Here is a 24830-nt window from a genome sequence, read left to right as displayed (position 1 = left end):
GCTCAGGCCGGGGCGCCGTGGTGGACGACGCGGCCCTTGCCCGCGCGCTTGGCGGTGTACATCGCCGCGTCGGCGCGGGCCATGAGCTGGTCGGCGCCCACCGCGGCGTCGCCGGCGGCCAGCGCCACCACGCCGGTGCTGGCGCCGACGGCGCGGGTGCGGCCGGCGACGGCGAACGGCACGGCCATCGCCGCCGTGATGCGGGCGGCGGCCTCCAGCGGGTCGCCGCCGTCCTCGAGCAGCGCGGCGAACTCGTCGCCGCCGAGCCGGGCGACCGTGTCGCCGCCCCGCAGCGCGCCGGTGAGCCGCTCGGCGACCCGCAGCAGCAGCTCGTCGCCGGCGGCGTGACCGAGGGTGTCGTTGACTGCCTTGAAGTCGTCGAGGTCGAGGAAGACGACGGCGACCGGCCGCATGTCCCGGGCGTGCAGGGCCAGGGCGTGCTCGAGCCGGTCGAGGAACAGCGACCGGTTGGCCAGGCCGGTCAGCGGGTCGGAGAAGGCCAGGTGCCGCAGCTGGGCCTCGCGGGCGGCGAGGTCGGCCGCGAGCCGGACGTTCTCCCGCACGGTCACGTACTGCCGGACCATGAGCGCGGCGATCACCCCCGTGGCGGCCAGCATCTCGCCCGGGGACAGCGGCGTGCCGGTGAGGCTGCGCACCAGGGCGGTGGCCAGCGCGACGGCGACCGGGACGTAGGGCAGCAGCGAGGCCGCGGTGCCGGTGCTGCGGACGCCGCCGGTGCGGCCGTCGGGCCCGGCGCCCGCGAGGGTGGTGTGGCACAGCCCGGCCATGGCGAGCAGGGCGAACGCGGCCGTCCAGCCGACGTCGGCGGTCCCGCCGTCGTAGGCGCCGGTGGCGGACAGGTAGGTGAAGGCGCTGTCGGCGACGGCCAGGGCGGTGACGCCGGCCGCGACCAGGTTCAGCGGGCGGCGGTCGCCGGGGGTGCGGGTGACCAGCAGGACGGCCAGCACGACCAGGACGACGTCGGTGACCGGGTAGGCGGCCAGCAGCAGCCGGATGCCGACGTGGTGGCCGGTGTCGTCGCGCAGCACCGCGCCCAGCGCCGTCTGCCAGCTGACCAGGCCGACCGCGCCGGTGGTCATCACCGCGTCGAGGAGCCGCTGCAGGCGGCCGGTCCGCCCGCCGCCGGCCGGGTGCAGGACCAGCGCCGGCACGGCGAACAGGCAGAAGCCGAGGAACCCGACGTCGGCGAGCGACGGGAACGGCGCCTCGCCACGGGTGGCGAGGACGGTCCAGTACGCCTGGCCGGCGCCCCACGACGTGCAGGCCAGGGCCAGCAGTGCCCAGGCCAGCCGCAGCCGCAGGCCGGTGCTGCCGACGGCGAACCGCGCGGTCGCGGCGCCGGCGGCGAGGGCGGCCAGCGTCTGGGTCAGGTCCGAGGCGAGCGCGGCGCCGGACGGCCCGAGGACCGTGGTGGCCAGCGTCCCGGCGGTGGCGAGGACGACGACCAGCGCCGCCAGGCGCGGGTGCGCCGTAGACCGGACCATCGCTGCCGCCCTCGTGCTCGGGAAGGGGTACTCCTCCTCTGCATCGACCGGTCCGGCCCGCGGGCCCATCACCCGGCGGGGGGAGGTCAGCGGCTGAACACCGCCGCCTGCTCCGCGCACAGCTCCGCCAGGGCCTGCGGCGCCGACCGGCACAGCCGCGGGAAGGCGAGGAACCCGTGCGGCATGCCGACGTACTCCGTCAGCCGGACGGGCACGCCCGCGTCCCGCAGCACCGCGGCGTAGCGCACGCCGTCGTCGCGGATGGGGTCGTGCTCGGCCACCTGGACCAGCGCCGGCGGGAGGCCCGCGTGGTCGGTGGCGAACAGCGGCGAGGCGTGCGGGTGGTGCGGGTCGCCGTCGCCGAGGTAGTGGTCGCGGAAGGCGCGGCAGTCGGCGCGGGTGAGGATCGGCGCGTGGGCGTTCTCGTCGATCGACGGGCTGCTCATCGTCAGGTCGACCGACGGGTAGACCAGCCCCTGGTGGGCGATCCGCGGGCCGGAGCGCTCCCGGGCCGTCAGGCAGACGACGGCGGCCAGGTTGCCGCCCGCGCTGTCGCCCATCACCGCGACCCGCTCGGGGTCGGCGCCGAACTCGGCGGCCCGCTCCACGACGTCGGTCAGCGCGGCGTGGCAGTCCTCGGCCGCGGCCGGCCAGCGGTGCCCGGGCGCGAGCCGGTACTCGACCGAGACGACGACGGCGCCGACGGTGGCGGACACGCTGCTGCACAGCCAGTCCGCCGAGTCGAGGTTGCCCAGCGTCCAGCCGCCGCCGTGGAAGTTCACGACCAGCGGCAGGGGGCCGGTGGCCCACTCCGGCCGGTACGTGCGCACGGGCACCTTGCCGACCTCGCCCCGTGCGGTCCCGTCGGTGAGCCGCACGCCCGGTGCCACGCCGCCGAGCAGCAGGTCGGTCACCGGGTTGTGCGGGACGCGCCGCTGCTGCGCCCTGCGCAGCCGCTCGTCGTCCATCCGCGTGATCGACGTCCGCGCGAGCAGCCGGCCCAGCAGCCGGACCCTCAGGTCCATCCGTGCCACGTGTCCTCCTCCGTGTGGTGCCGATGAGTGGTGCGCCGTCCGCCGGTCTCCCCGGCATGACGTACGAGACGGTCGCCTCGGCGGACGGCACCCGCATCGCCTACGAGGTCTGCGGGTCCGGGCCGCCGCTGGTCACCGTGTGCGGCGCGACCTGCGACCGCGCGCTGATGCGCCCCACGGCCCGGGCGCTCGGCGAGCGGTTCACGACGGTCGACTACGACCGGCGGGGCCGCGGCGACAGCGGCGACACCCTGCCCTACGCCGTCGAGCGGGAGGTCGAGGACCTCGCCGCGCTGGTCGACGCGGTCGGCGGGCACGCGTCCCTCTACGGGCACTCCTCCGGCGCCGCCCTGGTGCTGCGTGCCGTCGGGGCGGGGCTGCCGGTGGACCGGTTCGTCCTCCACGACCCGCCCTTCGCCCCCGACGACCCCGCGTTCCGGGACGAGAGTCGCACCTTCGCGGCCGGGATCCTGGACCTGCTGGCCGCCGGGGAGCGGGACGAGGCGGTGGACCGGTGGTGCCGCGGCACCGGGATGCCCGGCGAGGTGGTCGACGCGATGCGGGCGACGCCGCGGTGGGCGGAGCTGCTCGCCCTCGCCCCGACCCTCGCGTACGACCTGGCGGTACTCGACTCGGTGCGGACCGGCGGCGCGGTGCCCGAGGACGTCGCCCGCCGCACGGCGCGGCCCGGGCTCGTGCTGGTCGGCGGCGACAGCCCTCCGTTCATACGGGAGGTGGCCCGGCGGCTGGCGGACCTCCTCCCGGCAGCCGCGCTCCGGGTGCTCCCCGCCTCCGGCCACGTCGTCGCTCCGGAGGTCCTGGCGCCGCTGGTCGCGGACTTCCTCCGCGGGTGAGGTGGTCCGCACCGGTCAGGACTCGGCGAACCAGGCGGAGCCGAGGCCGGGGACCAGCAGCAGGCCGTCGCGGACGGGCAGGGGGCCGTCGCTGCCGTGCACCTGCGCGAACGTGCCGAACCCGGTGACGGTGTCGGCGTCGACCCGCTGCGGGTGCGGCGAGAAGTTGGCCACCCCGACGAACGTGCCGCCGCGCGGGTGCTGCCGCCGCCAGACCAGCACCGCGTCGTTGCCGACGTCGACCACCGTCGACTCCACCCCGCCGCGCAGCGCCAGCAGCGACCGGCGCACCTCCCCGAGCCGGCGGATCCCGGCCCACACCCGGCCCTCCAGCGTGGTCGGGTCGCCGCGGCGGGCCGCGGCCGCCCAGTCCATCGGCGGGCGGTGCATCCAGCGGTTGTCCGGCGCCCGCTCGGGCTCGGCGAGGTAGGAGCTGTCATTGCGCAGCGCCAGCTCGTCGCCCATGTAGAGCAGCGGGACCCCGCCGAAGGCGTAGGCGACCGAGTACAGGAGCAGCAGCCGGCGCACCCCGGCGTCGAGGGCGACCGGGTCGTCGCGGTCGAGGGCGTCCTCGATGCCGCACAGCGACGCCGCCGACCCGGAGATCCGCGCGTCGCCGGTGACCGGGTTCTCCTGGAACAGCGCGCCGCGGGCGAAGGAGCCGGGGAAGCGGCCGGCGTAGAAGTCGTTGAGGAACCGGCGGTGGGCGAACCCGTCGAGGCCCACGGCGGCGGCGTCCTCGTCGGTGACCGCCCAGCCGATGTCGTCGTGGCCGCGCACGTAGGTGCACCAGGTGGTGGTGGGCGGGATCGGCCGCATCCGGCGCAGCGCCTGCCGGGCCAGCCGGACGTCCTGGGTGGCCAGGCTGCTCCACAGCAGCACCATGAGCGAGTTGTGGTAGGCCAGCTCGCACTCGGGCCGGTAGCGGTCGTGGCCGCCGAGGTAGGCCACCAGGTCGTCGGGGGAGACGATCGCCTCCGCCTTGAACACCACGCCGGGAGCTGCCAGCCGGGTCAGCGCGTGCAGCAGCTGCAGGAGGGTGTGCCCCTCGGGCTGGTTCTGGCAGCTGGTGCCCAGCCGCTTCCACATGAACGGGACGGCGTCCATCCGGAAGACGTCGACGCCGCGGTTGGCCAGCCAGGCGATCTCACCGGCCATCGCCAGCGTCACCTCGGGATTGGTGTAGTCGAGGTCCCACTGGTACGGCCAGAACGTCGTCCACACCCAGCCGCCGGCGCCGCCGAGCGCCTCGGGCACCCAGCTGAACGAGCCGGGGGCCCGGTCGGGGAAGACCTCCGGGATCGTCGCGTCGTAGGCGTCGGGCATCTCCCGGTCGGGGAAGGCGGTGTAGAAGCCGGCGTACACGGGGTCGCCGGCCAGCCAGCCCTGCGCCCAGGGGTGCTCGCGGGCGGTGTGGTTGAGCACGAGGTCGATGCACAGCGCCATCTCCCGCTCGTGCAGCGCGGTCGCGACCGCCTCGAGGTCGGCCATGGTGCCCAGCCGCGGGTCGACGGCGCGGTAGTCGGCCACCGCGTAGCCCCCGTCGTTCTCGCCCTCGCGCGGGCGCAGCAGTGGCATCAGGTGCAGGTAGGTGGTGCCCAGCTCGGCGAGGTGGCCGAGCCGGCCGGGCAGCTCGGCGAGGGTGCCGCAGAACCGGTCGACGTAGCAGACGTAGCCCTGCACCCGGGCCCGCTGGAACCACGCCGGGTCGATCTCCCGCCGCCGGTCGGTCCGCCGCAGCGGCTCCGGGCGCTCGGCCGCCGCGGCCAGCGCGGCGCGCAGCCCGCGGGCGAACAGGTCGTCGGCGGCGTCCCCGTACAGGACGGCCAGCGGCTCGTGGACGTCGTGCAGCGCCAGGTCAGCCCGGGCCAGGAAGGCGTCCGCCTCCGCCTCGCCCAGGACGGCGACCGCCTCGTCGGCGAGCCGCGGCCGCAGCGCCGCCCACGCCCGCCGGGCCCCGGCCCGCAGCTGTTCGGCTCCCGGCTGTTCGGCTCCCGGCTGCCCGGCCCCCGCGCTCATGGACCCTGCGTAGCGTGTCCGGGCCGCACGTGCACCCGGGCGACCGGGGTGGAGGGCGGGGGCGGGTCGACCGTGCGCCGCCGGCGACGCCAGACTGGCGCCCGTGATCTCCTCCCTCCCCCCGCTCCGTGACTGCACGACAGACGGCCGTCGGCGCCGGCGTCCCGGGGTCCGGAGGTGAGCCGCGCACTGGTCCTCGGTGGCGGTGGCATCGCCGGGATCGCCTGGGAGATCGGGCTGCTGTCCGGGCTGGCCGAGGCCGGGGTCGACGTCCGGGACGCCGACCTGGTGGTGGGCACCTCGGCCGGCTCGATCGTCGGCACGCTGCTGCGCACCGGTCACGACCTCGAGCAGCTCCACGCCGCGCAGCTCGGCCCGGTGCCGGCGACCGAGCGGGCGGTGCAGTTCGACGGGGCGGCCTTCTTCGCCTCGTTCGCCGCCGCGCTGGCCGGTGCGACCGGCGAGCAGGACGCGCGCGCCCGGATCGGCGCGCTCGCGCTGCGCGCGCAGACCATGCCCGAGGCCGAGCGGCGCGCGGTCATCGGCGCGCGGATCGGCGCACCGGAGTGGCCCGCGCAGCGGCTCGTGGTGACCGCCGTCGACACCGCGGACGGGGAGTTCCTCGCCGTCGACCGCGACACCGGGTTCCCGCTGCTCGACACCGTCGCCGCGTCCTGCGCGGTTCCGGGCGTCTACCCGCCGATCACGATCGGGGAGCGGCGGTTCATGGACGGCGGGATGCGCTCGGCGACCAACGCCGACCTCGCGGCCGGCTGCGACACGGTGCTCGTGGTCGCGCCGATGGCGGGGATCGCGGGCAGCCCGCTGGGCCCGTCGCTGGACGACGAGCTGGCGACGCTGCGGCGGGAGGGGAAGGCGCACCTGGTGCTCGCCGACGAGGCCGCGGTGCGCGCCTTCGGCACCAACCCGCTCGACCCCGCCACCCGCGAGCCCTGCGCCCGCGCCGGCCGCGCCCAGGCCGCGCGCGTCGCCGACGAGGTCCGCGCCTTCTGGGGCTGACGCCCGGCGTCGGGTGGTCGCAGGGCGGGGTCACCGCAGGCCGGTGACCCCGGCAGGTGACCACCCGGTGGGCGGTGAGCGGCCTCAGCCGGGCAGGACGCGGACGGCGAGCACGGCGACGTCGTCGTCGGTGCGGCCGGGCAGGGCGCGGGTGAGCAGCCGGTCGCAGAGGGCGTCCGCGGCCAGCCCGGACAGCCCGGACAGCGCCTCGGCGGCGGCCGCGAGACCCTCGTCGATGCCCTGCCGGCCGACCTCGACCAGCCCGTCGGTGACCAGCACCAGCGTCTCGCCGGGTGCGATCGCCGCCTCGTGGTCGCGGCGCAGGCCGGGCTCGTCGGTGCCGAGCAGCCGCTCGGGCGGGGTGTCGAGCAGCCGCACCGTGTCGTCGGCACCGAGCACCAGCGGCGGCAGGTGACCGGCCGACGACCAGCGCAGCAGCCGGCCGGAACCACCGGGCGCGGGGGCCAGGTGGGCGACCAGCGCGGTGGCCAGCGTGCCGACGTGCAGGCCGGCCAGCACCCGGTCGACGCGGTCGAGGGTCCGCGCCGGCCCGTCGGGGGAGTCGTAGGCGAGCGTGCGCACCGCGCTGCGCAGCTGCGCCATCGCCGCGGCGGCCTCGACGCCGTGCCCGGCGACGTCGCCGATGACCAGCACCGTGGTCCCGTCGGGACGGGGGAACGCGTCGTACCAGTCACCGCCGACCAGGTGCTGCGACACCGCGGGCCGGTAGCGGACGGCGACCTCGAGGCCGGGCGGCTGCGGCGGCGGGGTGAGCAGGCTGTGCTGCAGCGTCTCGGCCGCCCGCAGCTGGCGGCCGTAGAGCCGGGCGTTGTCCAGCGCCAGCGCCCCGCGGCGGGCGACCTCGACGGCGAGCGCGACGTCGGCGGGCCCGGCCGGCGGCCGGTCGCCGCACCGGACGAGGGACAGGACGCCGAAGCCCGAGCCACGCGCCTGCAGCGGGACGAACAGGCTCGACCGGGGGTCCAGCCGCTCCCAGGCCGCGCGCACCGGACCCTGGGGCAGGGACTCCGGGCCGAGGTCCGCCTCGATGCGCTCCAGCTGCACGGGCTCGCCGGACGCGAGCGCCGAGGCGAGCGCGGCCTGGTCGCGCGGGGCGGTGACCCGGCCGGCGAGGTAGGTGTCGACGTCGTCGAGGCGCCGGGGGTCCCGGTGCGCGCGGGCGGAGCTGCCGGGGGCGCCGTCCCCGGCGAGCAGGGTGACGGTGGCCCAGTCGGCGAGGACCGGCACGACGAGGCGGGCGAGCTGGTCGGCCGTGGTACCGGTGTCCAGGCTCTGCGTCAGGGACTCGGTGACCTCGGCGAGGTAGCGGTAGCGCTCGACGTCCCCGGTCCCGTCGTCGCTGCTCACCCCGGCTCCGTCCCGGCTCCCCCGTCCGCAGGCGCCGGGTACGGAGCGTACGGCAGCGGTCACCAGCCGAGCCCGCGCCGGCACCGCACCCGAGACACCGGCGACGGGGGCAGCGGCTGTGCGGCGGGGGGCCGGGGGCCACACTGGGGGAGGAGACGGGAGGGGACATGACGACGGCGACCATCGGCGCGGCCGACTTCCCGGCGACGGTGTCCGCGCCGGGCATCGTGCTGGTCGACTTCCGGACGTCGCGGTCGGGCAGCAGCCGCGCGTTCACCGCGGTGTTCGACCAGGCCGCGGCGCGGCACCCGGACCTGCGCTTCACCGCCGTCGACACCGAGGCCGAGGCCGCGCTGGCGGCCGAGCTGGGCGTGCGGTCCGCGCCGACGCTGCGGGTCTACCGCGACGGCGTGCTGGTCTTCGCCGAGCCGGGGTGGATCCCCGCGGACTCCCTCGACCTGCTGGTCGAGACGATCCGCGCGCTCGACATGCCCGCCGTCCGGGCGCTGTACCCGGAGCCGATCGACTGAGCGCGACGCCGCCGCCCGCGAGCGGTGGCGGCGGAGGTCAGGCCCGGCGACCGACGGGGCAGGGCGTGCCCGCCGCCGGGGCGGCGGCGACGGGGGACCGCCCCGCCGCCCTGCGCCGGTGCCCTGCCATGCGTGCGGGAGCGTCCGCGGCGCCGTAGCCGTCGTAGCGACCCAGTCGCTGGACCACCAGGAAGAAGACCCGGTCGCCGACCAGCTCGGTGGCCACGTGCAGGTAGCCGCCGTCCCCGTCCTCGTCGTACATCAGGCCGTGCTCGCGGACGACCGCCAGCAGGTCCGGGTCCGGGTCGAGCCGGGTCTCCAGGTCGTCGGCGTAGTTGACCGGTGGGGACAGCAGCGGGGCACCGGCCGCCCGCAGCGCCCGGACCGTGGCGACGACGTCGTCGGTGGCGAACGCGACGTACTGCGGTTCCGGGACCTCGGACGCCCACTCACCGCGGCGCAGGACCGGCACGGTGAGCGCCAGCCGCACGGCCCGGTCCGGGCCGGCGATCCCGCGGGTGCGCAGGAGGCCCGACGGGCCGGGGACGTCGGCCTCGCCGTGCGCCTCCAGCCCCAGGACCGCGCGGTGGAACAGGGTGGTCCTCTCGACGTCGTCGGGCGTCACGGTGAGGCCGACGTGGTCGATGCGGGTCAACCCGCTGCCGGCCCCCGGCCGTTCCCCCGTCGGGACGAAGCCCTCCGGCGCGGGAGGCGTGCACCGGATCTCCGTGCCGTCGGGTGCGGCCACCGCCCAGGACCCGGTCCCGGCAGCGCCGGAGCCGCGCTCCGCCACCGGGGCGCCCATCGCCCGCGCCCGCTGGGCCGACCGGACGGGATCGGTGCTCGCGACCCCGAGGGACGTGAGGACGACGGCGCCCCGCCGGGACGGCTGGCTCCTCCGGGAGTCGACGAGCAACCGGGCCCCGCCCTGCTCCCACACGGCGACGGGCTCGGTCCGGGAACGGGCGGTGCGGGTGAAACCGAGCGAGGTGAGGACCTCCGAGAGCCGGGACGCGGAGGTCCCGTCGGCGGTCAGCCCGGCGAACGACCAGCCGGTCAGGTCCGGTGCCGGAGGGGGCAGGAGCGCGCCACTGCCCGGGTGGTCGCGCGCCACCACCTCCTCCAGCCACCGCAGCGAGCGCATGGCGTCGGCCGCCGTGCAGGTGGGTGCGGACGAGCGGTGGACGTCGTTGAAGGTCTCGAGCGAGAGCGGCCCGGTGTAGCCGGCGGCGAGGACGGCCCCGAGGAACCCCGGCAGGTCGAAGGCCCCCTGCCCGGGGAAGAGCCGGTGGTGGCGGCTCCACCGCAGCACGTCCATCCGCAGGTCGGGCGCGTCGGCCAGCTGCACGGAGAAGATCTTGTCGCCGGGGACCGCGGTGATGCCGGCGAGGTCCCCGTCCCGCGCGAAGACGTGGAAGCTGTCCAGGCACAGTCCCAGCGCCGGGTGACCGGCCCGGCGGACCACCTCCCAGCTGCGCTCCCACGTGGAGACGTGGGTGCCCCAGGCCAGGGCCTCGTAGGCGACCCGGAGCCCACGCCGCTGCGCCCGGTCGGCCGTCTCGGCCAGCTGGGCGGCCAGCCGGTCGAGGTCCTGCACCGCGTCGGCCGCGACGGACGAGACCACCAGGAGCGTCTCGGTGCCGAGGGCGGCCACCACGTCGAGGGTGCGCTCGACGCGGCGCAGGTTGCGCGCGAAGCGGTCCGGATCGGTGGAGTCCAGGTCGCGGAACGGCTGGAGGAGGTCGATCGACAGGCCGAGGTCGGCACAGCGGCCGGCCACCTCCGCCGGTGTCCACGCCGCGGACACCAGGTCCGGCTCGCACAGCTCCACGCCGTCGAAGCCCGCCGACGCGGCCGCGTCGAGCTTGTCCTCGAGCAGTCCGGACAGACAGACCGTCGCGATCGACCGGCGGCGCCGGGTGATCGACTGCACTGGAGCGGTCACTCAGGACCGCGGGCCGGGGAGGTGGTCGAGGGACGGCGCACCGTCGGAGGATGACCGCTGGTCCTCCGCGCAGCAAGGCGGTGCCGCACCGGACCGCCCGCTCGGGGGACGTGCGAGGCGCCCGGTCAGCCGGCGAGGACGACCACGAGGGTGCGCGGGCCGTGCACGCCCTCGACCCGCTGCAGCTCGATGTCGCTGGTCGCCGACGGGCCGCTGACCATCGTCAGCGGGGCGACCGGGTCCAGCCGGGCCAGGGCGTCGGGCACGTCGGGCACCACCTGCGCGGCCTCGACCACGCAGACCAGGACGTCGGGCAGCAGGGACAGCGCCCGCCGGCCCGACAGCGGCGACCCGTCGAGCACCAGCGTCCCGGTCTCGGCGACCGCCGTCGCCACGCCGGTGAGCGTCGCGGCGAACGCGGCGAGCTCCACCGCGGGCCGGCCGTCGTCCTGGGCCGAGCCGGAGGGCCGCCAGGCGGCCGGCACCCCGGGGGCGACGGCGACACCGGCCGGGTCCCAGCCGGTGCCCAGTGCCGTGTCGAGGGCGCGGACGACGGTCGCCGGGACGTCGGCCGGCGCGCACCGGAGCACCGTGGCGCGGTAGTCCTCCACCCGCTCGGCGAGCAGGTCCAGCAGCTCGGCCGCCGGCAGCTCGCGCGGCGCCGGCACCGGCGGGACGGCGACCGACGGCCGGTCGGTCCCGAGCGCCGTCCGGATCCGGCCGAGCACCTCCTCGCGCGCGCTCACCGGCCGTGCTCCTCGTTCCACTGCTGCACGAACGTCCTCCCCGGCGGGGTGGGCAGGTCGCGGGTGCGGGTCCAGGCGCTCGCCGGCGGCGGCAGCGCGGCCGGCAGCGTCGGCCTCCCCCGGGCGAGCAGCCGTCCGAGCCCGGCCGCGCGCTGCGCGAGGTGCCACAGCCGCGGGTTGCTCATCACCCGCGACAGCCCGCGGAAGGCGACCGCCTCGGCGGTGGGCCGCTCCCTGTCCCTGGCGACCGCCTCGACGTGCTCGGCGCGCAGGTGCACGAGGATCGACGGGATGTCGATCGCCACCGGGCACACGTCGTAGCAGGCGCCGCACAGCGACGACGCGTACGGCAGCGAGGCGTTGTCCTCGACGCCGGTCAGCTGCGGGGACAGCACCGCGCCGATCGGGCCGGGGTACACCGAGCCGTAGGCGTGCCCGCCGGTGCGCTCGTACACCGGGCACACGTTCAGGCAGGCCGAGCAGCGGATGCAGTGCAGCGCCTCGCGGCCCACCTCGTCGGCGAGCACCGCCGTCCGGCCGTTGTCGAGCAGGACGAGGTGGAACTCCTGCGGCCCGTCGCCGGGAGTGACGCCGGCCCACAGCGAGGTGTAGGGGTTCATCCGCTCGCCGGTGGAGGAGCGGGGGAGCAGCTGCAGGAAGACCCCGAGGTCCTCCCACCGCGGCACGACCTTCTCGATGCCCATGACGGTGATCAGCGTCTGCGGGAGGGTCAGGCACATCCGGCCGTTGCCCTCGCTCTCGACGACGGCGAGCGTGCCGGTCTCGGCGACGGCGAAGTTGGCCCCGCTGACGGCGACCCGGGCGCGCAGGAACCGCTCGCGCAGGTGGGCGCGGGCGGCCATCGCCAGCTGCCGCGGCTCGTCGGTCAGGCCGGGGTCGACGCCGGGGATGGTGCGGCTGAAGATCTCCCGGATCTCCGAGCGGTTCTTGTGGATCGCCGGCACGAGGATGTGCGACGGCGCGTCCTCGCCCAGCTGGACGATCAGCTCGGCCAGGTCGGTCTCGACCGCGCTGATCCCCGCGGTCTCCAGCGCCTCGTTGAGGCCGATCTCCTGGGTGGCCATCGACTTGACCTTGACCACCTCGTCGCTGCCGGTGGCCCGCACCAGGTCGGTGACGATGCGGTTGGCCTCGGCGGCGTCGCGCGCCCAGTGCACCGTGCCGCCGCGCGCGGTCACCTGCCGCTCGAGCTCCTCGAGGTGCTCGTCGAGCCGGGCCATGGTGGCGGCCTTGAGCGCCCTGCCGGCCTGGCGCAGCTGCTCCCAGTGCGGCACCTCCGAGACGACGGCGGCGCGCTTGCCGCGGATCGTCGTCGTGGCCCGGCCGAGGTTGGCGCGCAGCTGCCCGTCGCGCAGGGCCGTGCGGGCGGCGTCGGGGAACGGCTGCGTGCCGCGCAGGTGGCCGACGCCGCGAGGGGCGGTCGGCAGGCCGAGGAACGTCGTCCCGGAGCGGGGGGCGCCCGGGGCGAGTGGCGTCGCGCTCACGCCGGCACCGCGGGGGCGGTGGTCTGGTCGGGGCTCACGTTCTCCTCCGTCGAGGCGAGGATCTCGGCCAGGTGAACCGTCCGCGTGCCCGAGCGCAGCCGGGACAGCCCGCCGCCGATGTGCATCAGGCAGGAGGCGTCGCCGGCGGTGCACACCTCGGCGTGCGTGGACAGCACGTTCGCCATCTTGTCGGTGAGCATCGCCGTCGAGGTGTCGGCGTTCTTCACCGCGAAGGTGCCGCCGAACCCGCAGCAGGACTCCGCGCCGGGCAGCTCCACCAGCTCCAGCCCGCGGACGGCGCGCAGCAGCCGCAGCGGCCGGTCGCCCAATCGCAGCAGGCGCAGCGAGTGGCAGGTCGGGTGGTAGGTGACGCGGTGCGGGTAGTAGGCGCCGACGTCGGTCACGCCGAGCACGTCGACGAGGAACTGCGACAGCTCGTGGGTGCGCGCGGCCAGGGCCTCCGCCTCGGCGGCCAGCCCCTCCTCGCCCGCGCGGCGGGCGACGGCGGCCTGCTGGTGGTGGATCGAGGCCACGCACGACCCCGACGGCGCCACGACCGCCTCCGCCCCGGCGAACGCCCGCACGTGGTTGGCCACGATCGGGACCGCCTCGCGCCGGTAACCGGTGTTGACGTGCATCTGCCCGCAGCAGGCCTGCGTCGGCGGCACGACCACCTCGTGGCCCAGCCGCTCCAGCAGCCGCGCGGTGGCCAGGGCGACCTGCGGCACCACCGTGTCCACCAGGCAGGTGGCGAACAGCGCGACCCTCACGGGGTCCCCTCTCTGTCGCGGAAGACCATGCTCGACTCGCGGACCACGAGCGTCGGCTCGAAGACCTCCTGCACGTGCACGTGCCCCTCGCCGCGCGCTTCGTCCAGCAGCAGCTCGGCGGCCCGCGACCCCAGCGCCGCCCGCGGCTTGCGCACCGAGGTCAGCGGGACCGCGGCGGCCGCGGCGAAGTCGATGTCGTCGTAGCCGACGATCGCGAAGTCGTCGGGCACCCGCACGCCCTGGCGGACCATCTCCTGCAGCACGCCGAGGGCCAGCAGGTCGTTGGCGCACACGGCGGCGGTGGGCCGGCGGGCGGCGGGCAGCCCGACGATGCGGGCGGCGGCCTCGCGGCCGCCGTCGACGGTGAGGTGCTCGGGGGAGAGGACCAGCAGCGCGTCGTCGTCCCCGGTGGCCTCCCGGACGGCGGCCACGACGCCGGCGTGCCGCTCCTGCACCTGCGGCAGCCCGGAGGCACCGCCGATGAAGGCGATCCGCCGGTGCCCGCGCTCGAGCAGGTGCTCGGCGGCCAGCCGGCCCCCGAGGACGTCGTCGACGGCGACCGCGCACTGGTCGGGGCCGGGCGCGCGCCGGTCGACCAGCACCACCGGCACCCCGCGGCGGCGCAGCGAGTCCAGGTGCGGCGACAGCTCCGCGGTCGGGGTGATGAGGACGCCCTGCACCCGCTGCTCGGCGAGCACGTCGAGGTGGGCGGCCTCCTTCTCCGGGCGGTCGTCGGAGTTGCACAGGATCACCGCGAGGCCGGCCGGGTCGACGACGTCGTCCACGCCGCGCGCGACGTCGGTGAAGAACGGGTTGGCGATGTCGAGGACGACCAGGCCGATGGTCCGGCTGTGCCCGGCGCGCAGGTGGCGGGCCGACTCGTTGCGGACGAAGCCGAGCGCGGCGATCGCGTCGAGCACCCGCTCGCGGGTCGGCCCGCTCACCACCTCGGGGCGGTTGAGCACGTTGCTCACCGTCCCGACCGAGACGCCGGCCTGCTCGGCGACGTCGCGGATGCTCACCGGCACGGCGTCTCCTCAGGGGTCGGGGTGGGTGACGGGGGACACCGTCCGGCAGCGATCGTCGCCCGTGTACTGAAACGTGTCAAACACCGGTCGCGAGCCGGACGCGCGGTGTTGACACGTCTCGAAACGCCTCCCTATGGTCTGCGCCACAGCACGCCTGAATCGTTTCACAAACGGAGGTGGTCGTCGTGGACCACGCCTCGGCGCCACCCGCGCCGCCGGCGGCCGGTCGGGCACAGGACGGCACCGTGGTCCTGGCCCTCGAGGACGTGGGCAAGAGCTTCGGCGCGGTCGCCGCGCTGCGCGGCGCGCGGCTGGAGCTGCGCGCAGGGGAGGCCCACGCGCTCGTCGGCGAGAACGGCGCCGGCAAGTCGACGCTGGTCAAGATCCTCGCCGGCGTGCACGGCCCGGACACCGGCCGCGTGCTGCTCGACGGGCGGCCGGTGACCCTGGCCGACCCCGCCGCCGCGCGGGCCGCCGGCATCGCGGTCATCTACCAGGAGCCCACGCTGTTCCCCGACCTGTCGGTCGCGGAGAACATCTTCATGGGCCGCCAGCCGCTGCTGTCGGGCCGGCGCATCGACCGCCGCGAGCTCGGCCGCCGCTGCCGGGCGCTGTTCGACCGCCTCGGCGTCGCGCTCGACCCCGACCGCCCGGCGCGCGGCCTGTCCATCGCCGACCAGCAGATGGTCGAGATCGCCAAGGCGCTGTCGTTCGACGCGCGGGTGCTCGTCATGGACGAGCCCACCGCCGCGCTGTCCGGCGTCGAGGTCGAGCGGCTGTTCGCCGTCGCCCGGTCGCTGCGCGACTCCGGCGCCGCGGTGCTGTTCATCTCGCACCGGTTCGACGAGGTGTTCGACCTCTGCGACCGGATCACCGTCATGCGCGACGGGCAGTGGGTCTCCACCGACCTCACCCGCGACCTCACCGTCGACCAGGTGGTCCGCCGGATGGTCGGCCGCGAGGTCTCCTCGCTGTTCCCGAAGGTCGACGTCGAGCCCGGCGACGTCGTGCTCGAGGTGCGCGGCCTGACCACCCGCGGCGTGTTCTCCGACGTCTCCTTCGACGTGCGGGCGGGCGAGATCGTCGCGCTGGCCGGCCTGGTCGGCGCCGGCCGCAGCGAGATCGTGCGCGCGGTCTTCGGCGTCGACACCTACGACGCCGGCTCGGTCCGGGTCTCCGGCAAGGCGCTGAGGAAGGGCGACCCGGCCGCGGCCATGGCCGCCGGCATCGCGCTCGTCCCCGAGGACCGCCGCCAGCAGGGCCTGGTCATGGAGCTGTCGGTGGAGAGGAACGCCACCCTCACCCGGCGCTGGAAGCTGGCGAGGGCGGGCCTGCTCAGCTCCCGCGCCGAGCGCGCCCAGGCCGCCGAGTGGTCCGAGCGCCTGCAGGTCAAGGCCGGGAAGCTGTCCGACCCGGTGTCCACGCTGTCGGGCGGCAACCAGCAGAAGGTCGTCCTCGCCAAGTGGCTGTCGACCGAGCCGCGCGTGCTGATCGTCGACGAGCCCACCCGCGGCATCGACGTCGGCACCAAGTCCGAGGTGCACCGGCTGCTGTCGGAGCTGGCCGCCGAGGGGCTGGCCGTCGTCATGGTGTCCAGCGAACTGCCGGAGGTGCTCGGCATGGCCGACCGCGTCCTCGTCGTCTCCGAGGGCCGCCTCGTCGACGACATCCCCCGCGCCCGCGCCGACGAGGACAGCGTCATGCTGGCCGCGACCGGCCAGGGCTCCTCGACCGCGGGGGCCGCCCGGTGAGCGCGCCCCTGACGAGGACCCCCGCGGCGCTGCCGGAGGAGCTGGCCGCGCCCGAGCGCACCGGCCGCCGCGGGTCGGCGCTGGTCCACCGGCTGTTCGTGGTGCGCGAGCTCGGCATCCTCGCCGCGCTCGTGCTGCTCGTCGTCGTGACGGTGATCGCCAACCCGCGGTTCCTGTCGGGGCAGAACGTCCGCGACCTGCTGCTGTCCGCGGCGATCCTCACCGTCCTGGCCGCCGGCCAGACGATGGTGGTCATCACGCGCAACGTCGACCTGTCGGTCGGCTCGGTGCTCGGCCTGTCGGCCTACGCCACCGGCACGCTGCTGGTGGTCGCCCCCGGCACGCCGGTGGTGGTCGCGATCCTGGCCGGCACGGCCGTCGGCGCGGTCTGCGGCCTGCTCAACGGCCTGATCGTCGCGGCCGCCGGGGTGCCCTCCCTGGTGGTCACCCTCGGCACGCTCTACGCCTTCCGCGGGCTGGACTCGCTGTGGGCCTCCAGCGCCGACCGGTTGCAGATCAACGCCGCCGACCTGCCCGCCGGCTTCAAGTCCCTGGGCGGCGCCCGGCTGCTGGGCGTCCCGGTGCTGTTCCTCATCGCCGTCGCCGTCGTCCTGCTCGTCGGCTACTACCTGCGGACCTTCCGCAGCGGCCGCGAGCTGTACGGCATCGGCTCGGCGCCCGAGGCCGCGCGGCTGTCGGGCATCCCGGTCGGCCGGCGGGTGCTCACCGCCTTCGTCGTCAACGGGGCCCTCGCCGGGCTCGCCGGCGTCCTCTACGCCGCGCGGTTCCAGACGCTGGACACCACCGCCGGCACCGGCCAGGAGCTGTTCGTCGTCGCCGCCGCGGTCGTCGGCGGGGTCGCCATCTTCGGCGGCAGCGGCTCGGTCTACGGCGCCGCGCTCGGCGCGCTGCTGCTCACCACGATCGGCACCGCGCTCCCGCAGCTGGGCCTGGACCCGTTCTGGCGGGACGCCGCCGTCGGCGCGCTGATCCTCGCCGCCATCGCACTGGACCGGGCGCTGCAGCTGCGCCTGGCCGCCCGCCTCCGGGGGAGGAACGCCCGCCGTGACCGTTGAGACCGCCCCCGCCCCGGCCGCGCCGACCGCCGCGTCGGCCCGCCGCGGGCCGACCCTGCCCAGCGGCAGCGTCATCACCACGTTCCTCGTGCTGTTCCTCGTGATCGCCGCGTTCTCGGTCGAGGGCTTCGCCAGCACCCGCAACGCCGGCTTCCTGCTGCTCGACGTCGTCGTCATCGCGCTCATCGCGCTGCCGCTGACGCTGGTCGTGGTCACCGGCGAGATCGACCTGTCGGTGGCCAGCACCGTCGGCCTGTCCAGCGCGGTCATGGGCCAGCTGTGGGTGGCCGGGCTGCCGCTGGAGGCGATCATCCCGCTGGTCCTCGTGCTGGGCGCGGTGCTCGGCGCGGTCAACGGGTTCCTCGTGACCAGGCTGGGGCTGCCCTCGCTGGCGGTCACCATCGGCACGCTGGCGCTCTACCGCGGGCTCGCGTTCGTCGTCCTGGGCGACCAGGCCGTGGCCGACTTCCCGCGTGCCTGGACGACGTGGGCGATCAGCTCGATCGGCTCGACCGGCATCCCCACCGTCGTGCTCCCGCTGCTGGTGCTGGTCGCGGTCACCGCGGTCCTCCTGCACGCCACCCCGGTCGGCCGCTCGCTGTACGCCATGGGCAACAGCGAGGACGCCGCCCGCTTCAGCGGCATCGACGTCGCCCGCACCAAGCTGTGGCTGTTCGTCGCCACCGGCGTGGTCAGCGCGCTCGGCGGCGTCTACTGGACCCTCCGCTACGGCAGCGCCCGCGCCGACAACGCCACGGGCCTGGAGCTGCAGGTCATCGCGGCGATCCTGCTCGGCGGCGTCTCCATCTTCGGCGGCAGCGGCGGCCTGCTCGGCGTCATGGCCGGCGCCCTGCTGCTCGCCTCGGTCCGCAACGCGCTGCAGCTGGTCAACGTGCCCTCGGACGTCCTGAACATCGTCACCGGCGTCCTGCTGATCACCGCCGTCGTCGCGCCGCAGGTCGCCGCCCGGGTCAAGGGCCGGCGACGCCGGGCCCCCGCCTGACCCGCCCCCGCTCCCCACCCACAGCCGCACCACCGCACCACCAGACCCCACCCACCCGAAGAGAGGGACCCCGATGTCGCTGTTCCTGACCAGCCGCCGCCTGCGCGGTGGCCTGACCGGCGTGGCGGTGGCCGCCGTCGTGCTCACCACCGCCGCCTGCGGCGGGACCACCCGCGGCGAGGACGAGGGGAGCAGCGGCGGCAACGACGCCGCCGGCGCCTCCGCGAACCCCGACGCCGAGATCCCCGCGGACCTCGCGATCGCCTTCCTGCCCAAGCAGCTGAACAACCCCTACTTCGACGTCGCCGCCACCGGCGCCGAGCGCGCCGTCGGGGAGGTCGAGGGCGAGTTCAGCCAGGTCGGCCCGTCGGAGGCCAGCGCCTCCTCGCAGGTCAGCTACATCAACACGCTGACCCAGCAGGGCGCCGACGTCATCCTCACCTCGGCCAACGACCCGAACGCCATCTGCAGCGCCCTGGACCAGGCCCGCAGCGGCGGCGCCAGCGTCGTCACGTTCGACTCGGACACGAACCCCGAGTGCCGCGACCTGTTCATCAACCAGGCCACGGCCGAGGGCATCGCGCAGACGCAGATCGACCTCATGGCCGAGCAGATCGGCGGCGCCGGCCAGGTGGCGATCCTGTCGGCGACGGCGAACGCCACGAACCAGAACACCTGGATCGAGCTCATGACCGAGTACGCCGCCCAGGAGTACCCGGACATGGAGATCGTGACGACGGTCTACGGCGACGACGAGGACGAGAAGTCCTTCCAGGAGACCCAGGGTCTGCTGCAGACCTACCCGGACCTCAAGGGCATCATCTCGCCGACCACCGTGGGCATCTCCGCCGCGGCGCGCTACCTGTCCGGCTCGGAGTACAAGGGCCGGGTCGCGCTGACGGGCCTGGGCACCCCGAACCAGATGCGCGAGTTCGTGCAGGACGGCACGGTGACCGCCTTCGCCCTGTGGAACCCCGAGGACCTGGGCTACCTGGCCGCCCACGCCGGCGCCGCGCTGGCCGCCGGCCGGATCACCGGCGAGGAGGGCGAGACCTTCGAGGCCGGTGACCTGGGCGAGTACGAGGTCGGCGCCGACGGCGTCGTCGTGCTCGGCGAGCCCACCGTGTTCAACGCCGACAACATCGACGACTTCGACTTCTGAGTCGTCGCGCCCGGTCCCGCCGCCGGCTCCCCGGCGGCGGGACCGGGACCCCCCGCAAGGAGACCCCCGTGCCCCGCGCCTGCTTCACCCTCCAGGTCCGCCCGGACCGGCTCGCCGAGTACCGCGAGCGGCACGCCGCCGTCTGGCCGGAGATGCTGCGCGCCCTGCGCGACGCCGGCTGGCGCGACTACCGGCTCTACCTGCGCGAGGACGGCCTGCTCGTCGGGATCGTGGAGACCGACGACGGTGTCGGCGGCTTGGCCGCCGCGCAGGCCGCCGTGGACGCCACCGAGGTGAGCGCCCGGTGGGAGGCCTCGATGGCTCCCTTCTTCGTGACCGGCGACGGCTCCGGCAAGGCCGAGCTGCCGCTCGTCTTCGACCTCGACGCCCAGCTGACGGCGCTCGGGGAGACCACCACCGCACCGACGGGAGACCCCTCGTGACCGACCTCGGCACCTCTGACCGCAGGGCCGCCGCGCTCGCCGCGCTGGCCGAGCAGACCATCGAGCTGCCCTCGTGGGCGTTCGGCAACTCCGGCACCCGCTTCAAGGTCTTTGGCCAGCCGGGCGTCGCCCGCGACCCGTTCGAGAAGATCGAGGACGCAGCGGTGGTGCACCGCCACACCGGCGCCGCGCCGCGGGTGTCGCTGCACATCCCGTGGGACCTCGTCGACGACTTCTCCAAGCTCGCCGCGCACGCCGCCGACCTCGGCGTCTCGATCGGCGCGATCAACTCCAACCTGTTCCAGGACGACGACTACCGGCTCGGGTCGCTGACCCACCCGGACAAGGCGGTCCGGGACAAGGCGATCGCCCACCACGCGCAGTGCGTCGACGTCATGCGCGCCACCGGGTCGACCGACCTCAAGCTGTGGCTGCCCGACGGCACGAACTACGCCGGCCAGGACGACCTGCGCGGCCGCCAGGACCGGCTGGCCGACTCGCTCCAGCAGATCTACGCGCTGCTCGACCCGGGCCACCGGCTGCTGCTCGAGTACAAGTTCTACGAGCCCTACTTCTACGCGATGGACATCCCCGACTGGGGCACCTCGCTGCTGCACTGCCTGGCCCTGGGCGACCGGGCCACCGTCGTGCTCGACACCGGCCACCACGCGCCGGGCACCAACATCGAGTTCATCGTCATGCAGCTGCTGCGGGTCGGCCGGCTCGGCGCGTTCGACTTCAACTCCCGGTACTACGGCGACGACGACCTGATCGTCGGCTCGGCCGACCCGTTCCAGCTGTTCCGGATCATGAACGAGATCGTGGCCGCGGACGCGCTGCGCCCGGGGTCGCAGGTCAACTTCATGCTCGACCAGTGCCACAACATCGAGCCGAAGATCCCCGGCCAGATCCGCTCGGTGATGAACGTGCAGGAGGCCACGGCCAAGGCGCTGCTGGTCGACCGCGAGGCGCTGGCCGCCGCGCAGTCCTCCGGTGACGTGCTGGCCGCGCACGGCGCGCTGACCGACGCCTTCTCCACCGACGTCCGCCCGCTGCTGGCGGAGCTGCGCGAGTCGAGGGGCCTCGCCGCCGACCCGTACGCCGCCTACGCCCGCTCCGGCCACCAGGAGCGCATCGCCCGCGAGCGCATCGGCGGCACCCAGGCCTCCTGGGGCGCCTGAGCTCTTCGCCTTTCGCGCGCGAAAGGCACTCCCTCCCATCGCCTTTCGCGCGCGAAAGGCGGTCCCCGGACTCCCGGAAGGAAGCACCCCTCGTGACCAACCCCGTCGTCCGTGAGCTGCTCGAGCGCAGCAACCGGCTGGGCTCCGACCCGCGCAACACCAACTACGCCGGCGGCAACACCTCCGCCAAGGGCACCGAGACCGACCCGGTGACCGGTCAGCCGGTCGAGCTGCTGTGGGTCAAGGGCTCTGGCGGCGACCTCGGCACCCTGCAGGAGTCCGGCCTGGCCGTGCTGCGGCTGGACCGGCTGCGCTCGCTGGTCGACGTCTACCCCGGCGTCGACCGCGAGGACGAGATGGTCGCCGCGTTCGACTTCTGCCTGCACGGCCGCGGCGGCGCCGCCCCCTCGATCGACACCGCGATGCACGGGCTCGTCGACGCCGCGCACGTGGACCACCTGCACCCCGACTCCGGCATCGCCCTGGCGACGGCGGCCGACGGCGAGGCGCTGACCCGCGAGTGCTTCGGCGACCGCGTCGTCTGGGTGCCGTGGCGCCGTCCCGGCTTCCAGCTCGGCCTGGACATCGCCGCGATCAAGGAGAAGAACCCGCAGGCGATCGGCTGCGTCCTCGGCGGCCACGGCATCACCGCGTGGGGCGCCACCGCCGCGGAGGCCGAGGCCAACTCCCTCGACGTCATCCGGACCGCCGAGCGCTTCCTCGCCGAGCGCGGGGAGGCCGAGCCGTTCGGCGCCGTCGTCCCCGGCTTCGAGGCGCTGCCCGAGGACGAGCGCCGGGCGAGGGCGGCCGCGCTGGCGCCGGTCATCCGCGGGCTCGCGAGCACCGACCGGCCCCAGGTCGGCCACTTCACCGACTCCGACGTCGTCCTGGACTTCCTGTCGCGGGAGAAGCTGCAGCCCCTCGCCGCGCTGGGCACCTCCTGCCCGGACCACTTCCTGCGCACCAAGGTGCGGCCGATGGTCGTCGACCTGCCGGCCACCGCGACCACCGACGAGGTGGTGCGGCGGCTGAAGGAGCTCCACGAGGAGTACCGCACCGAGTACGCGGCCTACTACGAGCGGCACGCGACGCCCGACTCGCCGGCGATGCGCGGCGCCGACCCGGCGATCGTGCTGGTGCCCGGCGTGGGCATGTTCAGCTTCGGCGCCAACAAGCAGACCGCGCGGGTGGCCGGCGAGTTCTACGTCAACGCCATCAACGTCATGCGCGGCGCCGAGGCGGTCTCCACCTACGCGCCGATCGACGAGAGCGAGAAGTTCCGCATCGAGTACTGGGCGCTGGAGGAGGCCAAGCTCCAGCGGATGCCGAAGCCCAAGCCGCTGGCCACCCGGGTCGCGCTGGTCACCGGCGCGGCGAGCGGCATCGGCAAGGCCATCGCCGAGCGGCTCGCCGCCGAGGGCGCCTGCGTCGTCGTCGCCGACCTGGACCTGCAGAAGGCCACCGACGCCGCGGCCGGGATCGGCGGCCCCGACGTCGCGATCGGCGTGGCCGCCGACGTGTCCGACGCCGAGGCCGTGGCCGCCGCGTTCCGCGAGGCGGTGCTCGCCTTCGGCGGCGTGGACCTCGTGGTCAACAACGCCGGCCTGTCGATCTCCAAGCCGCTGCTGGAGACCACCGAGCGGGACTGGGACCTGCAGCACGACGTCATGGCCAAGGGCAGCTTCCTCGTCTCCCGCGAGGCGGCCCGGATCATGATCGAGCAGGGGATGGGCGGCGACGTCGTCTACATCTCCTCGAAGAACTCCGTGTTCGCCGGCCCGAGCAACATCGCCTACTCCTCGACCAAGGCCGACCAGGCCCACCAGGTCCGGCTGCTGGCCGCCGAGCTCGGCGAGCACCAGATCCGGGTCAACGGCATCAACCCCGACGGCGTCGTCCGCGGGTCGGGCATCTTCGCCGGCGGCTGGGGCGCCAAGCGCGCCGCGGTCTACGGGGTGCCGGAGGAGGAGCTCGGGCAGTTCTACGCCCAGCGCACGCTGCTCAAGCGCGAGGTGCTGCCCGAGCACGTCGCCGACGCCGTCTTCGCCCTCACCGGCGGGGAGCTCACCCGGACCACCGGCCTGCACGTCCCGGTCGACTCCGGGGTCGCCGCGGCCTTCCTCCGGTGACCCGCGAGCTGTCCCTCGCGGCCGTCGACCTGGGCGCCTCCAGCGGCCGGGTCATGGCCGCGAGGGTCGGCCCGGGGCGGCTGGACCTCACCGAGCTGCACCGGTTCCCCAACCGGCCGGTGCGCACGGCGGGCACGCTGCACTGGGACGTCCTGGGCCTCTACGCCGGCGTGCTCGACGGGCTGCGCGCGGCCGGCCGCGAGGCCGACGGGCTCGACGGCATCGGCATCGACAGCTGGGCGGTCGACGTCGGCCTGCTCGACGCCGACGGCGCGCTGCTGGGCAACCCGGTGCACTACCGCGACGCCCGGCACGAGACCGCGGTGCCGGCGGTGCACGCCGTCGTCCCGCCCGACGAGCTGTACCGGGTCAACGGGCTGCAGCACCTGCCGTTCAACACGGTGTTCCAGCTCGCCGCGATGCGCGGGACGGCGCGGTTCGCCGCCGCCCGGCAGGCGCTGCTCGTCCCGGACCTGCTCGCGTACTGGCTGACCGGCGCGCGGGTCACGGAGGTCACCAACGCCTCCACGACCGGCCTGCTCGACGCGACGACGCGGCAGTGGGCGACCGGCCTGCTCGACCGGCTCGAGCTGCCGCGCGACCTGCTCGCGGACCTCGTGCAGCCCGGCGACGAGATCGGCCGGCTCACCGCGGAGGTCCGCGCCGAGACCGGGCTGGGCGAGGTGCCGGTGGTCGCGGTCGGGTCGCACGACACCGCGTCGGCGGTGGCCGGGGTCCCGGGGCGCGGCGACCGGTTCGCCTACGTCTCCTGCGGCACGTGGTCGCTGGTCGGGGTGGAGCTGGAGAAGCCGGTGCTCACCGAGGCCGGCCGGACGGCGGGCTTCACCAACGAGCTCGGCGTCGACGGCACCGTGCGGTACCTGCACAACGTCATGGGGCTGTGGCTGCTGCAGGAGTCGCTGCGCACCTGGGCGGCGGCCGGGTTGCCGGCCGACCTGCCCGAGCTGCTCGCCGCGGCCGCGCGGGTGCCGGCCTTCACGGCGGTGGTCGACGTCGACGACCCGCGGTTCCTGCCGCCCGGCGACGTGCCCGCGCGCATCGCGCAGGTGTGCACCGAGACGGGGCAGACGCCGCCGCAGAGCCAGGCCGAGACGGTGCGCTGCGTCGTCGACAGCCTGGCCCTGGCCTACCGGCGCACGGTCCGGGCGGCGGTCGAGCTGTCCGGCCGCGACGTCGACGTCGTCCACCTGGTCGGCGGGGGAGCGCGCAACGCGCTGCTGTGCCAGCTCACCGCCGACGCCTGCCAGCGGCCGGTGCTCGCCGGCCCGGTGGAGGCCGCGGCGCTGGGCAACGCGCTGGTGCAGGCCCGGGCGCTCGGGGCCCTCGAGGGCGGGCTGGGGGAGATGCGCCGGCTGCTGCGCACCACGCAGGCGCTGGTGGAGTACCGGCCCTCGGGGTCCGACGCCGGCTGGGCGGCCGCCGAGGCGCGCGTCGCCCGTTGACCGCGGCGGCGGCCCTTGCCCGCGTCCCGGCCGGGCGCGGACCATCGGCCGCACGTGCACGACGGGCGTCGAGGAGGGGCCGTGACCCAGCCGGCTGAGCGTTCCGACGGCGACTACGGCTACGACATGGCCCACGGGGCCGCTGCCGGGGCGGCGCGCGCGCCGGTGCCCCCGGTGGGCGCGGAGCCGGCCGACCGGACCGGGCACGACCCCGGCGGCGACTACGGCTACGACGAGGTGCACCGCTCCTGAGGTCCGGCCGCGCTCGTGCTCTGCCCCCACCGGCGGGGCAGAGCAC

Annotated in this window: 21 protein-coding genes; 12 read left to right on the top strand and 9 right to left on the bottom strand. The window is 75.6% G+C overall.

Going from position 1 to position 24830, the window contains the following annotated elements; all coding sequences use genetic code 11:
• Window positions 1-2: 2 nt before the first annotated feature.
• Both ACI8AB_RS17720 and ACI8AB_RS17715 read right to left on the bottom strand, forming a co-directional pair.
• On the bottom strand, window positions 3-1505 hold the full coding sequence (locus tag ACI8AB_RS17720) for a diguanylate cyclase domain-containing protein (protein WP_456951194.1): 1503 nt from the start codon (window positions 1503-1505) through the stop codon (window positions 3-5).
• An 86-nt stretch (window positions 1506-1591) separates the two neighbouring features.
• The gene (locus tag ACI8AB_RS17715) at window positions 1592-2530 is read right to left on the bottom strand and encodes an alpha/beta hydrolase (RefSeq protein ID WP_456951193.1); all 939 of its coding nucleotides are present in this window, start codon (window positions 2528-2530) and stop codon (window positions 1592-1594) included.
• Between the two features lie 65 nt (window positions 2531-2595).
• Here ACI8AB_RS17715 and ACI8AB_RS17710 point away from each other — a divergent pair, with 65 nt between their 5' ends.
• On the top strand, window positions 2596-3393 hold the full coding sequence (locus ACI8AB_RS17710) for an alpha/beta fold hydrolase (protein WP_456951192.1): 798 nt from the start codon (window positions 2596-2598) through the stop codon (window positions 3391-3393).
• A 15-nt stretch (window positions 3394-3408) separates the two neighbouring features.
• Here ACI8AB_RS17710 and ACI8AB_RS17705 read toward each other — a convergent pair whose 3' ends face one another.
• Window positions 3409-5412, bottom strand: coding sequence for an alpha-amylase family protein (locus ACI8AB_RS17705; RefSeq protein WP_456951191.1), 2004 nt, complete (start codon window positions 5410-5412; stop codon window positions 3409-3411).
• Between the two features lie 177 nt (window positions 5413-5589).
• Between ACI8AB_RS17705 and ACI8AB_RS17700 the strand changes: the two genes are divergently transcribed.
• Window positions 5590-6432: a patatin-like phospholipase family protein gene (locus tag ACI8AB_RS17700; protein ID WP_456951190.1), complete on the top strand. Its 843-nt coding sequence runs from the start codon at window positions 5590-5592 to the stop codon at window positions 6430-6432.
• Window positions 6433-6516: 84 nt separating this feature from the next.
• Here ACI8AB_RS17700 and ACI8AB_RS17695 read toward each other — a convergent pair whose 3' ends face one another.
• Window positions 6517-7800 carry a PP2C family protein-serine/threonine phosphatase gene (locus ACI8AB_RS17695; RefSeq protein ID WP_456951189.1) on the bottom strand — a complete coding sequence of 428 codons (1284 nt, stop codon included), beginning with the start codon at window positions 7798-7800 and terminating at the stop codon, window positions 6517-6519.
• A 167-nt stretch (window positions 7801-7967) separates the two neighbouring features.
• On the opposite strand from ACI8AB_RS17695, the gene ACI8AB_RS17690 reads away from it, so the two are divergent.
• On the top strand, window positions 7968-8330 hold the full coding sequence (locus tag ACI8AB_RS17690) for a thioredoxin family protein (RefSeq protein ID WP_456951188.1): 363 nt from the start codon (window positions 7968-7970) through the stop codon (window positions 8328-8330).
• A gap of 37 nt (window positions 8331-8367) precedes the next feature.
• Here ACI8AB_RS17690 and ACI8AB_RS17685 read toward each other — a convergent pair whose 3' ends face one another.
• The 5 genes from ACI8AB_RS17685 to ACI8AB_RS17665 form a co-directional block, all read right to left on the bottom strand.
• Window positions 8368-10275 (bottom strand): TIM barrel protein, encoded by a 1908-nt coding sequence (locus tag ACI8AB_RS17685; RefSeq protein WP_456951187.1) that lies wholly within the window; start codon window positions 10273-10275, stop codon window positions 8368-8370.
• A gap of 125 nt (window positions 10276-10400) precedes the next feature.
• Complete coding sequence (locus ACI8AB_RS17680) at window positions 10401-11021, bottom strand: LutC/YkgG family protein (protein WP_456951186.1); 621 nt, start codon at window positions 11019-11021, stop codon at window positions 10401-10403.
• Window positions 11018-12526: a LutB/LldF family L-lactate oxidation iron-sulfur protein gene (locus ACI8AB_RS17675; protein WP_456951185.1), complete on the bottom strand. Its 1509-nt coding sequence runs from the start codon at window positions 12524-12526 to the stop codon at window positions 11018-11020. The genes ACI8AB_RS17680 and ACI8AB_RS17675 overlap by 4 nt, the downstream gene beginning before the upstream one ends.
• The gene (locus ACI8AB_RS17670) at window positions 12523-13296 is read right to left on the bottom strand and encodes a (Fe-S)-binding protein (protein WP_456951184.1); all 774 of its coding nucleotides are present in this window, start codon (window positions 13294-13296) and stop codon (window positions 12523-12525) included. Before ACI8AB_RS17670 ends, ACI8AB_RS17675 begins: the two co-directional genes overlap by 4 nt.
• Window positions 13293-14318, bottom strand: coding sequence for a LacI family DNA-binding transcriptional regulator (locus tag ACI8AB_RS17665; protein WP_456902009.1), 1026 nt, complete (start codon window positions 14316-14318; stop codon window positions 13293-13295). The genes ACI8AB_RS17670 and ACI8AB_RS17665 overlap by 4 nt, the downstream gene beginning before the upstream one ends.
• A 191-nt stretch (window positions 14319-14509) precedes the next feature.
• Here ACI8AB_RS17665 and ACI8AB_RS17660 point away from each other — a divergent pair, with 191 nt between their 5' ends.
• The 9 genes from ACI8AB_RS17660 (at window position 14510) to ACI8AB_RS17620 (ending at window position 24784) form a co-directional block, all read left to right on the top strand.
• Window positions 14510-16075 carry a sugar ABC transporter ATP-binding protein gene (locus ACI8AB_RS17660; protein WP_456951183.1) on the top strand — a complete coding sequence of 522 codons (1566 nt, stop codon included), beginning with the start codon at window positions 14510-14512 and terminating at the stop codon, window positions 16073-16075.
• Window positions 16072-17151, top strand: a complete 1080-nt coding sequence (locus tag ACI8AB_RS17655; protein WP_456951182.1) for an ABC transporter permease — start codon at window positions 16072-16074, stop codon at window positions 17149-17151. Before ACI8AB_RS17660 ends, ACI8AB_RS17655 begins: the two co-directional genes overlap by 4 nt.
• Window positions 17141-18154, top strand: a complete 1014-nt coding sequence (locus ACI8AB_RS17650) for an ABC transporter permease (RefSeq protein ID WP_456951181.1) — start codon at window positions 17141-17143, stop codon at window positions 18152-18154. Before ACI8AB_RS17655 ends, ACI8AB_RS17650 begins: the two co-directional genes overlap by 11 nt.
• Before the next feature lie 73 nt (window positions 18155-18227).
• Window positions 18228-19316, top strand: a complete 1089-nt coding sequence (gene rhaS, locus ACI8AB_RS17645; protein ID WP_456951180.1) for a rhamnose ABC transporter substrate-binding protein — start codon at window positions 18228-18230, stop codon at window positions 19314-19316.
• Between the two features lie 68 nt (window positions 19317-19384).
• Window positions 19385-19759: an L-rhamnose mutarotase gene (locus tag ACI8AB_RS17640; RefSeq protein ID WP_387985065.1), complete on the top strand. Its 375-nt coding sequence runs from the start codon at window positions 19385-19387 to the stop codon at window positions 19757-19759.
• The gene (gene rhaI / locus ACI8AB_RS17635) at window positions 19756-20940 is read left to right on the top strand and encodes an L-rhamnose isomerase (RefSeq protein WP_456951179.1); all 1185 of its coding nucleotides are present in this window, start codon (window positions 19756-19758) and stop codon (window positions 20938-20940) included. Before ACI8AB_RS17640 ends, rhaI begins: the two co-directional genes overlap by 4 nt.
• Before the next feature lie 92 nt (window positions 20941-21032).
• The gene (locus tag ACI8AB_RS17630; protein WP_387985059.1) at window positions 21033-23069 is read left to right on the top strand and encodes a bifunctional aldolase/short-chain dehydrogenase; all 2037 of its coding nucleotides are present in this window, start codon (window positions 21033-21035) and stop codon (window positions 23067-23069) included.
• Window positions 23066-24532, top strand: a complete 1467-nt coding sequence (locus tag ACI8AB_RS17625; RefSeq protein WP_456951178.1) for a rhamnulokinase — start codon at window positions 23066-23068, stop codon at window positions 24530-24532. Before ACI8AB_RS17630 ends, ACI8AB_RS17625 begins: the two co-directional genes overlap by 4 nt.
• 81 nt (window positions 24533-24613) lie before the next feature.
• Window positions 24614-24784, top strand: a complete 171-nt coding sequence (locus ACI8AB_RS17620) for a hypothetical protein (RefSeq protein WP_387985054.1) — start codon at window positions 24614-24616, stop codon at window positions 24782-24784.
• Window positions 24785-24830: the final 46 nt, after the last annotated feature.

The sequence above is a fragment of the Geodermatophilus sp. SYSU D00698 genome (assembly GCF_054050335.1).
The sequence above is the reverse complement of the archived record's forward strand: the minus strand, read 5'-3'. Positions and strand labels throughout refer to the sequence as shown.